Annotated in this window: 7 protein-coding genes; all 7 read right to left on the bottom strand. The window is 55.9% G+C overall.

All coding sequences use genetic code 11. The features are described 5' to 3' along the window. Positions 1–62: 62 nt before the first annotated feature. Complete coding sequence (locus tag WC891_04790; protein ID MFA5867261.1) at positions 63–9,545, bottom strand: Ig-like domain-containing protein; 9,483 nt, start codon at positions 9,543–9,545, stop codon at positions 63–65. Between the two features lie 775 nt (positions 9,546–10,320). Then, the gene (locus WC891_04785; protein MFA5867260.1) at positions 10,321–11,328 is read right to left on the bottom strand and encodes a 6-bladed beta-propeller; all 1,008 of its coding nucleotides are present in this window, start codon (positions 11,326–11,328) and stop codon (positions 10,321–10,323) included. Then, the gene (locus tag WC891_04780; GenBank protein MFA5867259.1) at positions 11,325–12,095 is read right to left on the bottom strand and encodes a tetratricopeptide repeat protein; all 771 of its coding nucleotides are present in this window, start codon (positions 12,093–12,095) and stop codon (positions 11,325–11,327) included. Before WC891_04780 ends, WC891_04785 begins: the two co-directional genes overlap by 4 nt. Positions 12,096–12,111: 16 nt before the next feature. Beyond that, positions 12,112–13,764 carry a cytochrome c3 family protein gene (locus WC891_04775; GenBank protein ID MFA5867258.1) on the bottom strand — a complete coding sequence of 551 codons (1,653 nt, stop codon included), beginning with the start codon at positions 13,762–13,764 and terminating at the stop codon, positions 12,112–12,114. A 190-nt stretch (positions 13,765–13,954) separates the two neighbouring features. Then, on the bottom strand, positions 13,955–15,385 hold the full coding sequence (locus WC891_04770) for an HD domain-containing phosphohydrolase (protein MFA5867257.1): 1,431 nt from the start codon (positions 15,383–15,385) through the stop codon (positions 13,955–13,957). After that, positions 15,382–16,089, bottom strand: a complete 708-nt coding sequence (locus WC891_04765; protein MFA5867256.1) for a hypothetical protein — start codon at positions 16,087–16,089, stop codon at positions 15,382–15,384. Before WC891_04765 ends, WC891_04770 begins: the two co-directional genes overlap by 4 nt. A 13-nt stretch (positions 16,090–16,102) precedes the next feature. After that, complete coding sequence (locus tag WC891_04760) at positions 16,103–16,735, bottom strand: redox-sensing transcriptional repressor Rex (GenBank protein ID MFA5867255.1); 633 nt, start codon at positions 16,733–16,735, stop codon at positions 16,103–16,105. Positions 16,736–16,745 lie beyond the last annotated feature (10 nt).

Raw genomic sequence — 16,745 nt, 5'->3', positions numbered from 1 at the left:
CCAACTCCTCCCGTTGTTTATTATAGCAATCTGACCAACTCTCTATTTCCCAATCTCTCCATCTATTCAGTTACGGAACCGTCATGACAGTGCATACACATACCCTTGACCACGCCGTTACTGACCAACGTGTAGGGTGCCGCCAGCGTCCTGGGAGCTAGTAACGCGTACGGCGCCGTCGCCGCCCAGCTCCCGCCGATCGCCGTTCGATCCGCCGCCGACGTTGCTGTCGACCCGGTGGCCAGGATGGTGCCTGTCGTAAGGTTTGAACCGAAATTAACACGGACTTGGCCGGCCAGATTAACGTCACCGGTCAGAGTAACGTCGGAAGCGAGGATAAATTTCGTTGTCCCGTTCCATGTTCCGCCTATGGCGTTTTTATCGGTCGCCGACATAGCCGTCGACCCGGCCTTGAGAACGGTCCCGCTTTTTAGCTTTGAGCCGGCGGCCGCGATCACCATGTCGCCTTTGAAATCCTCGTCCATCCGAACAACCCTGGCGTAATCGCTCGCATGCTGATGATGACATGTCGTACAGGTGATCTTGAAATTGAACTCGGGTACCTGCGAGATGTCGACACCCGGATATTGTGCGACCAGTCCTTCGTGGCAACTGCCCGGCGCGCAACTTGTGGCTGAAGTCCATCTCTTGTGCCCGACCAAATAGTTACCGGCCACGTCCCTGGCGCTGTAGCCTCCGCGGACGAAACCGTTGGCCGATGGCGTTGTATAAATCGGCGGATACGTGATGGTGTACGGCACCAGAACCGTGGTCGAATGGGTCTCGACAGGTAGTCGATTGACCGAGTGGCACACATTGCAGTAATCGTCGATGTTGTGCTGATGCACGGGGCCCGGCGGTTGCGTCCATCCGACCGTATCGTGGCAACCTTTGGCCGTACAGTTGCCGATCCGGTTGGCGACCCACGGCTGTTTGATATTTCTCGGGTTGACTATATTGGATGTCGGGAAGCCTTCCCAGACGAACCGGTCGCTGATGCCGCGCTGGCCGTGGCAAGAAGTACACTTGACGGCGGCTTCGCGCAGCGTGATGCCATGATGATACGGCTGCTGATACTGGTTGTAAACGTTCTTGCCGGTCCGGCTATAATTTGCCTCCTTGCCATGGCATTTATAGCAGAGCTCCTCTTCGCCGGTGGCGATGCGCATATATGACTGCTGGCCGTGGTAACCGTGACAATAGAGACAGGCATTATTGGTGCCCTTGAGGTTGGCGCCCATCGGTCCGCTGCGTATTTGCTGCCATTTGGCTCTCAAGGTCTGCCATCTGGGGGTCACGCCTTGTGAAGGATTCGTCGATGTTGAACCGACCAGCGGGTTATGCGCGGACGTATAGAACTGGCGGTGGCTACCGCCCGGGCTGTCAATCGCCGATCCGTGACAGGCCAAACAGAACTCTTCCGACGCGGTCAGATCATCGGGCATCTTATAGTTTTGAAGTTCATTTCCGGCAACGTAGTAAGAGCGATATCGGGTCGTCAACATACCGACGTTGTTCAGCCGGACCTTGTCGAAAAGCGCCGACGCGTCGACGGTGCCCAGCTGGATAAACGATCCGATGCCTTTGATGGTCCCCGAAGGCAAACCGGCACTGAACGATATCAACGACGGTTCATTGGTGTCGCTGATCCACTGGGTCAGCGTTACCCCGGCTATTTTATCGGCGCCGATTTTCAGTTTGACTCGATACCACGTGTTATAGCTAAGGGCTAAGGATCGGCTGGACAAGACGGTATCGCCGTCGCACAACTGGACTAAATCGTTGGACGGATCGACGACCACGGTCGGACCTCGTTTTGCCCCGGCGCCATCGCTCCCGACCGTGAAGTAGGCTGCGGTGCCAGACCTTATGTATATCTTGGCGGCGAATAACCCGCCGAGGCTGGCAACGTTCAGACCGGTATTTCTGTTGAGATAAGTCGATCCGCTTGTCGCGGTCTGGCCCATCTCGTGGTGCTGCGAATCGCCTTCAATGCCCCAGACGCCCGCCCCGACTGTCCAGTTTACTGGTACGGTCGCCGGTGGATCAGGCTCAAAATCTTCCATAAAGGCATGGTCGGGATTACGATGCGGATCATGGCAGTCGACACAGGTTAATTTCCCGTTGGGCCACTGGTCGTCTTTGACGCGGTGGCCTCCGCTGGACGCGTAGTCGAATTCCTGCTTTGTCGCGGCGGACGAACCGGTCCCGTCATGGCAGGCCATACAGACGTCGGAAGCGCTCTTGACGGTCAGTAAGGTCTCGCCGACGGCCGTGTGGACCCGGTGGCACAAAGCGCATTCCGCCGTCTCGCTGTCGAATGTGACGTGCGGCAGTGAGAACGCTCCGGGCTCGCCCGTCGTCGCGAAGCTGATGGCACTGGCCGGCGATATGTTCATCTGCTCGTCATATGCGACCAATTGGTAAAAGTAGGTCGTATGATTGGTCAATCCTCGATCAAAGAAGCGAGTCGTTGCGAAGGAGCCTGATGTCGGAATAGTCGCAACCTGCGTTTGGTTAACCATGGCAATCGGGTTGCCCAGCCCGTCCCTGGTAACGTCCGTGCTGCGATAAAGCCTGTATTCGGCGACGCCTAGGTTGTCCGCCGACGACGACCATTTCAGCGTTAGGTCGTTGTTGCTGCCGGCCGTCGAGACAATCAGATTGGTCGGCGCGGTCGGCGCCTGGCTATCGTATTTCACCGTGATGGTGTTGCTGGGTGTTGATTCCAGACCTCTAAAGTCAACCCCCTTAACGTAATATGAATAAGTTACCGTCGACCCGGCGGAGAAACTGACGTCGAGCGCGTTGGCGCTGTAGAACTTGCCGGTTGTGTCAACCGCCTCCATCATAGTGCCGTCGTAATATTTCAAACCGCTGGTCACCTTGGTGTAAGGACCGCCACCACCGGTCTGTTTGTAGATATTGAAGTAATCGATACCGCTGCCTGTGTCTTTCGGAGCAATCCACGACAGCGACACGGCCCCCGACGTATGGTCGGATAAGCCGCGCAGAGTCGGCTGCGGCGGCGGCACGTCGTCGATTGAAAGATATACGCCGGTGGCAGACGTTTCCACATTGCCCGCCCGATCATAAGCTTTGGAGTTCACGGCGAACCAGCCCCAGTCATCACCGACGGACCTGGTAATCTGTTTCGTCCAAAGCCAGTAGTTGTTGGGAGCGCTCCATACCAGCGTATCAACCGCACCCATGTCGACCGGGTTCTTCATATAAGAATCGACGTTCTTTGTTACAACAACGTGCACCTGATTCATGTCGGGCGAAGCCCTATTGGAGATATCGCTCATCCCGTTGTTCACCAGATAATCGAAGGCGATACCGGAGACCGTGAACGTCGGGTTGACGAAATCCATGTTGGCCGGCGCGGTGATTTCGGAGTACGGTATGGTCCGATCGATCTGTATCGGATAGACCGTCGCCACCGACTGGACGTTAACCATGTCGGTCGTGACCAACCTGATCATATACGCGCCGTCAGGGACCGCGGTGACATCCCACGTGCCAAGCGTCCCGTTGATCACCGGGACGGTCCGCGGGTTAACACCTATCGCGGTCCAGGTCGCCGGCGCAGGACCGGCGCCGTAAAACAGTTCGTATTTCTGGAAACTCGAGTCGGTCGCGGTTCCGGTGATGGTGACGACACCCGCGTTCTGCATCAGGTTCGCCGCCGGGCTGGTTAATATGGCTGACGGGGTCGAATTGTCAGTGCTGGTTGAAATGGGCGGGCTGCTGTTAGAACTGACGAGACCGGCCCGGTCGGTGACTCGAGCCACGATCGTATGTGGCCCGTTAGGTACCGTCACGGTATCCCAACTATAACTCCAGGAGATCTGTCCATTGACCTCAAAGGCATCGACATCGACCCGGTTGCCGGTCGATACCGGGTGACGGTCGCCCACCACTTCCACTTTCAGTGTGTGGGCGCCCGCGGCTAAACCCGTCTTCATATACACCGGGGTCTGCCAGAGGGTGATCGCGAAGTTGAACAAGTCGACCTGCTGCTGAAGAACGTTATCTATATAGACGTTGGCGTAACCCCGATCGGGACCTTTAGCAGCGAACCAGGAAACCGAGGTCGCGTTGAAACTGAAGGTCGCGGTGGCTCCGGCCGTCGCGCAGTACTTATCGGCGCCGCCGCTGGCACCGGCGTCGCCGACCGCCGTCCAGACGCCTGAGTAAGTGATGGCGGCGCCAGTCTCCTCCGTACGGTTTGTGCCGACCGCGGGCAGCCAAGAACCGGCGCCGTCGAACTGCAGCTCGACCTTCTGGACGCCGCTGGTTGCGTCGGTAGCCGTTCCGGTGACGGAAACGACGCCGCTTACATAGGCGGGCAGGGCGTTGACGATAGGCGCGGGCGGCGCCGTGTTGTCGACCAACACACCCTTGAAATAGTCGAAACTACGAGGCGTCACACTATTGTCGGTTACCGTAAGCTTCAGCGTATAGACACCGTCCGCAACGGTCGTGGTGTCCCAGGTCCCCAACGTACCGTAATCGACCTTAACCGTGCGCGGGTTTACCCCGACGGGATTCCAGGTCGAGGGGCTCGTGCCTGCTCCGTACCAGAGACTGTATTCCTTGAAATCGAACGGCTGCGCCGGCGTGCTGGTTTCGCCGGTGGCCGCGCCGACGATATTGACCGACGTTCCGGTCAGGCGCGCGTTGTCCCCGGGTGTCGAGATGTTGCCGACGATGGCGGCTGTCGTAAAGGTCCAGACATAGGTCGCGGCCATGGTATGGCCTGTGGTGTCCTGGACGGCCGTCGTAACCGTCGCGGTGTAGAGTTTGTTCCTCACCAGAGGCGTCGCCGGGGCGAACGTCGCGTAGTAGCTGGCGCCGGCCTCGTAATACCTGACCGTCCCCGTTATGTTGCTGACGCCGTCGTTGAGCGTGAATGTGGATGTCGTCAAGGTCGCCGGGTTCATCTTCATGTTGAAGTAGGCCTTGACGCACTGACTGATAGGCGCAAACGTCGCGTTGTTGAGGGGATCTACGGACGTCACCGTCGGCCGGTAGTTGTCGACGATGTAGGCGGTGCTCTCTTGACCGGCGCCCTGGCCGTTTCCGGCGACGTCCTTGACGCGGAATTTGATCTTATTCAAAGTCTCGCTAGGCGATGTGAACGGCACGTTGGCGGCGGTGATCGTCTGCGCGGTCGTGATTCCCTGAGTGCCCGTAATCGGTGCGTTTACCCAAGCGCTCCACGTCGTACCGCCGTTCGTGGAGTACGCGTACTGGGCGCTGCCGGTCGTGACGTCGAGACCCGACGTTAGATCCGAAACCTGCACGGTGCATGTCGGGGTCAGGGTGTTAAGCGTCTGGGTGAATCCGCCCCAACTTCCCGGAGACGTCGGGTCGTACCAGTACTCGCGAGACTCCAAGACCATATATCCGGCGTCGTTATAGGCTCGCACGAAGAACGTGTGTTTTCCTTCCGCCACAAACGGGAAGGTGCCGGTGGCGCCCCCGACGATCATCATAGTCGTAGGATCGTCCGTCGGAGCGGCGTCCCACGCGTAGCGGAAGCCTTTTGGAGCGGACGGGGTGCTCGTCACGAACGCGGTTACGTTCTGGAGCGTCGTATACCAGGTCTGCGGGGTGGCGCCACCCCAGGTAATCATCGGCCGCCCGGTCGTCTGGGTCGAGGAAACGGCTGTGGAGAAGGCACTGATGTTGCCGGCCGCGTCCCTCGCCCTGACATGATAGTAGTAGGTTACGGAGTCGGTTAAGCCCGTGAACTTAAAGAAGGTTCCCGAAATCCAGCCGGAGTTGCCGAGAATCGGCGAGAATGTGGCGGAGTCGCTGTATTCGACGTAATACGTAAGCGGGGTGCTGACATCGGATACCGACCCCCACGATACGGTACATTCCGTACCGCCTGTGAACGCCGGTAGAGCAACCATCGTCGGCACCGGCGGCACGGAGTTGTCGATGTTTACCGGTTGCGAGTATATCGTGGATTGATTGCCGGCGGCGTCCACGGCGTAATACTGCACGGTGTGGGTTGCGTTGCCGGTAACGTTGAACGGAACCGTGTAGGTCGTCCAGGCGCCGCCGTCTATCTTGTAGTACCGGGTAGGCGTACCTGGGATGACTGCGTCCGCGGCGTTCACTGTGACTTGCACGTCCGAGACATACCAGCCGTTTAAACCGGCCGTTCCGCTAAGCACCACGCTGGCCGTCGGCGTCGATGTGTCGTAAATCGAAGACGTATTGGCGGTAGCCGGGTACGACTGAAGATTGCCCACCGCGTCTCTTGCCCGAGATCTGAAATAATAGGTGGTCCCGTTTGCTCCAACAAATAATCCGCTGGTCACGGTAGTATCGAGTTGCCAATCACTCCACACGGTGCCGTTGATGGAAGACTGGATGTCATAGCTCTGGATGCCGGATCCCGCGTCGGCCCCCGTCCACGCTATGGCGCCGTTGAAGTACGCGCCAAGGGCGGTCACCGACGATGTCGGGGCGGTCGTGTCCGTTTTAACCACATAACCGGGGCTTTCCTGACCGGCGCCCTGGCCGTTCCCGGCCAGGTCCTTAATCCGGAACTTAATCATGTTCTGGGTCGCCGAGTCCTGGTTGAACGGAACGGCGGCGGCGGTGATCGTCTCCAGGGCATTCGATCCGGACGCCCCGGACACCGTGGCGTTTATCCAGGCGCTCCAGCTCGTACCGCCGTTTATCGAATAGCTGTATTGCGGACTGCCGGCCGCGATGTTCAAGCCGGATGTCGCATCGGAAACTTTCACGGTGATGTCCGGCGTCTTTGTGTTAACCCAACCGGTCGGCGCCTGGCCCGTCCAGCCCCCCGGGGACGTCGCGTCGTACCAGTACTCGCGCGACTCAAGCCGCATATTGCCGAGGTTGTCGTAGACCCTGATGTAAAGAGTGTGTTTGCCTTCGCTCGGGAAAACCGTGCTGCCCGGGCCGTCGCCGGTCACATTCATGGTGCCGGGGTCGTCCGTCGGCGGCGTATCCCACGCCCAGCGGAACCCCCTCGACCCTATTCCGTTAGCGGGGTTGCCGTCGTTCAAAGAAACCGTAACGGTTTGGTTGGTCATATACCACTGCTGCGGCACAGGCGATGCCGGCCAGTTGATTGCCGGAGCCAATGTGTCGGCTTTGACCGTCACGGAGACCGGCGGATTTTGGAGATTGCCGGCGCTGTCCCGGGCGCGCGAGCTTATGGTTACCGCTTCATTGTGGTTCAGTCCGGAAGCGGTCCAGGCGTACGACCAGTTCGCGTTGGGGGTACCGCGGCCGGAAGTCACGGTCGCGACCAGCCAAGCTACCCCCGATTGCCACACGGTGCCGTTCCAGTAATATCCATTGGACGCTCGTTGGATGCTGACGTCATCGCCGTCAACACTTAAGGCGTCGGTGGCGACGCCGGCAATGTTTATGGCGCCATTAATCCAGGCGTTTGCCGATGGAGATGATATGGTCGAACCGGGCGCGATATGGTCGATATATATCACCCTGGTTAGTAAGCTCACGTTGCCGGCGCGGTCGGTAACCGTCAAGCGGACCGAATAGGCGCCATCGGACAAGGTCGATACGTCCCAGTTGGTAAAGACGGTATTGTTTACAGCCGTTGTGCCCGAGGCGATCGTGGCCCAGGTTGAGGGAGAAGCGCCGGTACCGTATTCCAAGAGCCAGCTGCTGAAGTTGGTATCGTTGGCGGTGCCGGTAATAGCTATAGGGCTCGCGGTAAATCCCTGGCCGGGAGCCGGTACGGTGAGTGCGGCCGTCGGCTCAATATTATCTACGATAACCGCGACCACAAACTCGCCGCTGACGTTACCCGCCGTATCAGCGACGCGAGCGCGCAGATTATAGCTGCCGTTGGGAACCGCTGCCGTGTTCCACTGGTTGGACGAGTAATAAGACCAAAATGAGAAATTGCTGCCGCCGCGTGAGATATCGTTGATGGCGTCCAACCAAGATAATTGTGATTCTTCGTAGACCTGCACCGATTCTATCGGTGAAGCCATGGTGTCCCCCGAGCTTGCCGGATTGTTCGTGCTGCCCAGAACCTGATATGAGGAGCCCTTAACATACAAACCATAAGTAGCGTCGGGCGGCCGAGTTGTCGTGACCGTAGCCGCCGTTCGGTCTAAGTGCAGATAAGTGCTGGCCGTAGCGCCCCAACTGCCGCCCGTCTCCTGGGCGCGAACATACGTCAGATGTCTCGCGTCCGAGAGCGGTAGCATGATCGCCGGCGTAACCATCGCTTCCACCCATTCCCACGGCGAGCTGAACGCGCCGTCTGACGCCGTCATCGGATAATGCGTACCTGAATCGACCCAATACTCGGCCGCGGTAACATTTATATTGGTGAGAGAGTTATCGGCTACGCCGCTTAGCAGGTTCCTGATGGTGCCGTTAGTCCAGTTCTCCGGGTCGACCAGCGACGGGAAATCGAGTTCGTATATCGTCGGCGTATGAGGTGGGTTGATAAGGTACTGGTTGGCAAAGAACGGGTTTGCCGGCGCGCGGACTTCCGGTCCCGTTGATGTGAAATTCACCGTCGAGCTCATTTCCAGCGCAAAGTTCTCTTCCTTGATACCGATGGTCAGGACAGCGCTTCGTCCCGCCGACTCGCCGGAAGTCACCAGATCGACCGGGACGTCGTAGACCCCCGTCGGGATCTTCCGTCCTTTGACGTCAATCTCTTCTTCCCTAATCTCACCATACGAGGCCTTCATGATCTGGCCGGCATTGTCGACTGCCCGCGGAGTGGCCCATTTGCCTATGTTCTCAGGCCTCGCCCATCCGTGCATCTGCCGCCCGTCCGCTTGTGTCGGTTCTTGAGCGGTCATCTTGACGCGGAAAACAACGGTATTAGTCTTAGGTGGAGGGGGCGCTTCGTTAGGATTTGCTGTGGGCACGGTTAGAACTATTTTATCGATTTCCGCGTCGGCATATCGCAGGAAACCTGGCTTGCCGCCGACTTCGGCGCTGAAAGTTGCTGAAGACGTTAAATTATATGAGAGATGTGAGGAATTATCGGGCGTACCGTAATCGCCGCCAAAGTAACGCGCCGTCACCACGTAAGACCCGGTTTCTTCGCCTTCCGGCCACGAGGAAATGATGACGGGCACCCTGTAAAGTCCCGTCTTCTGTCCGCTCGCGTCCAGTACTTCCCTGGTCCTGGCGCTGTCGACGTTGAAAACCGGCGTTTTACCGCCGGCGCCCTTGATACCGTCGGGTGGAATCATGAAATTACCGAAACCGCTGCCGTAGGTTCGGTCGGTTAGGGGTTGCCCGGTCTGATCGCGCAGACCGACCATGATATCTATTTCCTGACCTGATTTAACGGTCACGGGCGCATCAATATGCATGTAAGAGACGGCGCCCGTCTTGATGTCGTTCTTCGCCAGCAGCGTGAAAGTATTCGTGCCGCTCAGCAACCATAGCAGACCGAGTCCGACAATCACGATAATCAGACGCGCTAAACGACGCGTTATGCCCGCGCCAAAACCTATCTTATGAAATTGACATCGGCGGCTTATGTCTGCCATTCTTCTATTATCCCTCGGCATCCTCACTTGTTTTCCTCGGTAAACTCGACCGGCACGAGAAAGGAACACACAAGCCAAACAATGCCTCCCGTGTCTTCCTTCTACGAGAAGCCGCGATTCCGCTTTGGCCGCTGTAAAACCTATTGTATGACATCTCTCCCTTAAGCCCCCACTCGACTCGACCCTTCTCTAAGTCTGCGGGCTCGGTCGCAGTAGGTGGGAGAGACCTCTTCAATATATATAATCGGCAGTACGGGGCTAGGACGTAACAGATTTTCTTTAAGAAATGATTGCCGGCGATGCAGACATCTGACTAAGAATAAGACGTAGGTAATAGACAAAGCCGAAAGAGTGGTCCCTCTGCGGCACCCTTCCTCAACCATATATGCGTAGCTAAGAAAATCACCTTCGGCCATTCCGCTCCTGTTTCCCTACGCGAACCGATGAGTCCTTTCTGCGTTCGCCGGATCTCTTTTAGTCTGCGCCGGGCTTTAGAGCGTCATGACCTGCGATAATGGTAAATCGCTTTGCATTAAAGCTTAACATTTATTTAGCCTTCGGGCAACGCTTTTAAGACAATCTTTCAACATTTCAGAGGGCATTTTTCTTCATGTAAAATTTGGCACGTCAACCCATCGGACGAAACGCCTACACCATATAAAAAAAGGGCCCCTTGAGAGGGCCCCTTTTTTCAAGTTATCCGGCGCCTTTTGCCGGTTATTTTATTTGTTAAAATCAGATATTTTATTTTGTTATTTGTGCTTTCATATTTAGATTAGTATTCCCAGACTTCTATCCGTTTCCCCTCGCGGTCGACAACGTAAACGGTATTCTGATAGACGGCCAGACCCATCGGGAACATGAATTGTCCGTCCCCGTTGCCGTAAGAACCGTACTTGAACAGGAATTTACCCGCCGTGTCATAAACCATGACGCTATGCCCGAACGTGTCGGAGATATTCAATTGTCCCTTAGCGTCGAAGCCCAGGGCGACCGGGTGGCCCAGGGTGTTCTTGCCGCCCTTGCCGATAACCGCCTTGAACTTACCGTCTTTGGTGAATACCTGAATCCGGCTGTTGTTGCTGTCAGCGGCGTAAATATCGCCGTTGCTCCTGATTGCCAAACCGTTGATGAACTCGAATTCGCCGTTGCCCGTGCCTTCCTTGCCGAATTGCAGCTTCAGCTGGCCGTTGGCATCAAACACTAGAATCCTGTGCTTATCCTTCGTGGCGTCGGCAACGTACATCAAGCCCTTCTTATCAAAAGCCACCGTAAGCGGGCTCCAGCTGAAGTCGGGTTGGTCCGTCTTCGGGGTAAACCTCGAGATGTACTTGCCCGTGGACGAATAGATCTGGATAGCCGCCGCGCTCCGGTCGGTCACGTAGACGTCGCCTTTCGGGCTGACCGCGATATAGAGCGGATTTAAGAAACCCTCACCGCCGCTTGCTTGGTTCAACGCCTTGCCGAATGCGCCAAGTTGTTTCCCGGCAGGATTAAAGTACTTGATCTGGCGGTGGTTGGAGTCGACGACGTAAATCCTCTGGCCGTCGGGACTGACGGCCACGCCGATCGGCCAGTCCAGGTCGCCGAACATCGACGAGATGTAAACCGGTTTCTGAGTATCTCCGCTAAGTAGCCGGGCGATCGGTTTCTTGTTGAAGATGAAAAACAAAATCGCCGCGATGATGAGTATCAATATCGCTGTTAAGATGCCCAACGTTCTGAGTTTCTTTTTTCTTTTGTCGGCCCCTTCGGCCTGCATGATTTTTTCTTCAATGCTCATTTCAGTTTGCTCAAAGCCTCCTCAGCTTGCGTATAACCTTTCTTGAATTTCATTGCCTGCTCGTAGTTCGCTTTGGCTTTCTCCTTGTCGCCTTTCACTTCATAAGCCCGACCGAGCCAATAATATCCCTCCGCGAAATTGGGCACATACGTCAAGCCTTGCTCCAGTTCGGCGATGGCCTCGTCGGGTTGCTTGTTCAAGACATACGCCTCGCCCAGCTTGACGTGGAGATCGCTATCGATCGGGTTGACGGCCGTGCCTTTCTTCAGGACGTCGATCGCCTCCTTGTATTTCTTCTGCTCGATATAGATCGACCCTAGTCGGTAAATGGATTCATACATAAAGGGATTCAGGGATTTGAATTCGGTCTTATCCGACAACGCGATGGCTTTCTTGTAGTAATCGATCGCGTTGGCGGTCTGCCCCCGCGCCTCGGCCACTTGGCCCAGTAGAGACAGGGCGCCGATGTGGTTCTTGTTGATGCTGATGGCGTTGTCCAGTTCGGTCTGCGCGTCATTCCACATCTTTTGGCCGACGTAGAGGCCGGCCAGCTTAACCCGGGTGTCCGCGTCCTTCGGATCCTTCGCAATCGTCTGCAGGGCCTTATCGATCTCCTCCTGAACCAAAGGCGGAATCTGGATCTTGGGTCCGATCTGTTGATAAGCAAGATAGCCGATGCCTGCAACCAGCACTATTACTATCAACGTCGCGACCACCTTTATGGCTGTGCTTATTGTCTTGTCACTGATTGAATCAAGAAAACTCATTGGCCTAACCTCATTTCTAACGGAACGTGCTTTCCAAGTCGCTCGGATTGTGGCACTTCAAACAAAGATCGTCGCCCAATGCCAGCCTCATGGCCGGATAGGGTGAACCGTGGAAGTTGTGACAGCTACCGCACCAGAGGTAGTCACCATGCCACGTGTCGACATAGGGCGGATTGAACGGATGTGCGAAAGTACCGTGCGCCGGGTTACCGGTCTTGTCTGCGTGGCACGCCAAACAGACGGCATATCTGTCGACGGTTAACAAAGTCGTATAGTTGGCGCCGTGAGGTGAATGGCAAGCGCTGCAGGTTACGGCCAGGTTCTGCTTGGCGAGCATACCCATAACGGTGCTGTTGTGCTCGGAGGTGTCAAAGTAGGCCTGCAGGCCCGGATGGCACTGGCTCTGATAACAGTTAATGGTATTCTCCAGCGGCAGCAACTTCGGCCAATCGGCCGAATGATAAAGATGGCAGACGCCGCAGTTCTTCATCGGCTCGATCCCCAGCGGATGATGGCTTAACCGCTGGAAGTCCGCCCCGATGGTCGGGTGACAACTTTCGCATAACGTATTGTATTCGTAAGCCAGAATCTTGGCCGTGGGCGAACTGTGCGGTTTATGGCAGGCTATGCAGTTTCCGTCCAGGAAGGGCTTGTGCTTGTATAGTCTCAGATTCTGTTGGGCGACACGGAAATGGCAGCTGTAGCAAAGCTGATTGACGGGCAAGACAAGGTCTTTCGCTTCATCGCTGGCATGGGGCTCGTGACAATCGACACAGTTTCTTTTCTGCGCCGGTTCGTGCTGGAATGCCTGCATAAACGAGGTGCCGTAGTGGCAGGAAACGCAGAGTTCCTGCTCCGGCATAATGGTCAGCTTCTCGAATTGAGAGGCGTGGGGGTCGTGACAGTCCGTACATCTCTTGCCTTTGAACGGCCGGTGTACGAATTTCTTGGTCATCGCCGCCTTCGCGTTCGTGTGGCACTTGGTGCAGACCTTATCCAGCGTTCCGCTTAACACGGCGTAGATGCGTTTCTTCGGATCACATGCTTTGTCAGGCGTTTTTGGCTCGACATGGCAGTTGGTGCAGAGCTCCTTGCCGAACGGTTCGTGGAGGTACTGCGAGCCCAACTGGCGCGCCATTTCCTTCTCGTGGCACTGGAGACATTTCTTAGCCGCTGTCAGTTGGGCGCGTCCGGGCGCGAAAAGACTAAAGAAAACCCAAATAAACACGATGATCAGGACGGTGAACATCGTTAACCATAATGTCAGGATAATCCGCCGCCGCCGTTCTTCGCTCTCGCTGGACTTATCCTCGCCGTCGACCACGCCGGCCGCCGCCGTTGCCGGTTTTCTGGCCGGTTCCCCCGCCCAGACACGTTTACCAGCACTATCCGCCATTGGCTTGTCGGTCGCTATCGGCTTGTCGGTCACTGTCTCGGTCGACGCCGGCGGTTTTTTTATATCCGGTTTTCCCGCCGGAGGCTTAGTCGCGACGGACTTCTTTACCGCCGGTTTGCTCGCCTTGGTGGACTTGCCGCTCGCCCCGACGACGTTATCTACCTCTCCTGCTGTCTTTTTAGGCGGAGCGGTTTTCTTTGTCGGGGTACCTTTAGCAGAGGCGGCTTTCTTGGACTTGTTTTCAGGTTTACCTCTGTCTGTATCTTTAACCACAGACCATCCTTCGCCTATATCTTCGCACGCAAAAAACTCCCTACTACCTTATCGACAGTATTCGCCGGGCGAACAAGTCCTAAGAGGAGGGAATATAGCATTCCACGTGGCAAACTTTTATCTTTTAATTTTATCAGGCAAATATGCCGTAAGCAAATGAATGATATTTTACCGCCATTCGATAATGGCATCATTTCGCCTTTTCAGAGACCCTTCGCTTCGACTTACCCATAGTCGGTCCGATGATTTTAAGAAGAATGTCGACAAGCTCCGGGTCCAACTGCGTTCCGGACACGTCTTTAAGCATTGCTTCAGCCTTTCTCGCAGGGATCGACTGCCGGTGCGAACGGTCTGAGGTCAGGGCTTCGTACGTGTCGGCGACGGCGATGATCCTTGCCATCAAGGGGATGTTCTCGCCTTCTAAACCCTCCGGGTAACCCTGGCCGTCGTACCGCTCGTGGTGATATCGGACCCCCGGCAAGACGTCCTTGAGCGCTCGCACGTCCCGCAGAAGATCGAAACCTACTTCCGGGTGTTGCTTGACCACTTCGAACTCTTTCTTCGTCAGGCGGCCCGGTTTGTACAGTATCGCGTCCGGGATAATGATGCGTCCGATGTCATGCAGGTCCGCGGCCAGCACAATGTTTGACAGGGAGCGGCCGTGCAAACCCTTGTGACGCGCCAGACGGTCTGCCATATGCGCTACTCTGGTTGAGTGATCCTTTGTTAGCGGGTCGCGGGCATTGATGATTTTCGCGAGCGCCCGAATGCTATCGATAAATAGCTGAGTGTTAAGCTCGTGTAGTTTGGCGTTCTCGATCGAGATGGCGGCCTTCACACCGAGCATGGAGATTAAGTTCAGGTCATCTTCCGAAAAGGCCTGGCTTTCTTTCGGCGTTAAGCAGAGCGCTCCCAGATTGTTCTTCCCGACCTTGAGCGGAACGCAGATGCTGTCCTCCAGAACCTGCATTTCGTTGGTAAAGGAATCAATGTCCTCCTGTTTGACATCGGTCCGTTTGCCCTTGATCAGCTTCCTGAGTGGAGCCGGTGTATCCGTGGCGTCGTCGACTTCGCCCGACTTGGCGTACACGACTCGCTTTTTTTCACTATCATAGACCACTATATGACCAGCCCTGGCCAAAACCAACCGGATGGACCAGTAAAGAAAGGCCTCCAGTTGGGCTGACAGGTCTAGGTTATCTCCGAGGGCTTGTTGTGCCTTTATGATATGCGTCTGCTGATTGACCTTCTTGGCCAATCTTGTCGCCAGCCGCCTTATTCGCTCTCGCCGTTTTTCCTCGAAATTCTTGTAGATGGCCGCGCCGAAAGCTAATGCGACCATGAGGACGAATCGCATCGTGAGCTCGATGCTTGACATGTTCCCGGTAACTACCGCCGGCCAGACCACCGGCATATACAACATCGCCAAGAAAGCGCCGACGGCCAAAGCGACCCAGACGTTGTACAGGATGACCATGGTCAACACAGGGATAGTCATGAACACAAGTTCAATGCCACCCCAGCTGGGGTCAGGCGCGATGACAAGCCAGGTCTCAAAAAGGACGACGTAAAAGACAAAGATCATGATAATAACTATGCGGTCGAACAAATCCTGGCTCATAAGCGGAAACTCCGAAAGTAGAGGTGGGAGAGTCCCAGATACAAAGTCGCAACCGTCGCGATGGCAAAAAGGCTACCGATGATAAGCCCCACATTGTTTCTCGTCTTCGACCAGTTCTTAAGGTGGCGGGCTTCGTGGGCGACCGTTTCCATAATAGAGTCGTCGTTTATGTTTCTCGGTTCGATGAAGACATGGATGATCCTGGCTTGGTTACTCTCCGCATTGTAGAAACGCGCTTGCTCGTTAAGCTTCGAGTAGTAACCGGCAACTTGCTTCACCCCGGCTTCAGGTATCCGCCCGCGTTTGGCCTCCAACAGAAGAATGACGATCTTGTTAGTGAGATTCAGGTTTTTGTACTTGTCGGCCGGCGCGGTTCCGATCGCGTTGTTGTAGATGCTTTCGTCAAAATCATCGCGTATCCGGTCGAGCAGAGTGCTGGACAGGGTCACGCTGGGTTCCACACAAACGACGGAGCTTTTGCCAATCCTAACGCATCTCGCAGCGACCCTGACCTCCTTCTTTAACGCATAGTCATAGACGTAGAAGTCCCGGGTTTGCCATAATTTTATCTCCCTACCCTGTCCGAGTGATTCAAAAGCGGAGCGCCCCTGCTCAAGATAGATCAAAAGCAGCGCGACCATCGTCACGACAAACATGACGCCGGTTATGACGAACAGAATATTGCGGCGTTCCTTAATATTCATGGCCGGTTACCGCTTAATCGCCCTGGGAATTCAGGTAATGCGCCAGAACTTCCATCTCTGAAGACAGTTCCACTTGCCTGATCCTTATATGGGGCGGAACCTTAACAATCATCGGAGCGAAGTTAAGGATGGCTTTGATGCCCGCCCGTACCAACGTATCGGCGACCGCTTGCGCCTGGCCGGCCGGCACCGTCAGAATCGCAATGTCGGTACCGCTGGAGGCAACGAATTCGCCTATATCTTTGACGGGTAATATCTTTACCCCGCCGATTTCCCGGCCGACTTTGGCCTCATCCGCGTCAAACGCGGCCGCCGGTCTAAATCCCTTGTCCAGGAAGCCGGCGTAACCTAAAAGCGCGCTGCCGAGTTTGCCCGCGCCTACGATAATAAATGTTCTTTCCCTGGTCAAACCCATCGCAATCGTAATCCGCTCCGCCAAATGGCGGACATTGTAGCCGACTCCGCGACGGCCGAAACTACCTAAATATGACAGGTCTTTGCGGACTTGGGCCGCGTTTACCCCGGCCCGGTGCGCCAGTTCGTCGGATGAAACAATAGTCTCGCCTTCCTTGACCATGTCGGCCAGGCAACGGGCGTAAATCGTAAGTCTGACAAGTGTCGGTTCCGGTATATTGGCGACTCTCAGTTTTCTCTCC

It is taken from the genome of Actinomycetota bacterium (assembly GCA_041658625.1).
Taxonomy (GTDB): domain Bacteria; phylum Actinomycetota; class JAHEXW01; order JAHEXW01; family JAHEXW01; genus JBAZZW01.
The sequence above is the reverse complement of the archived record's forward strand: the minus strand, read 5'-3'. Positions and strand labels throughout refer to the sequence as shown.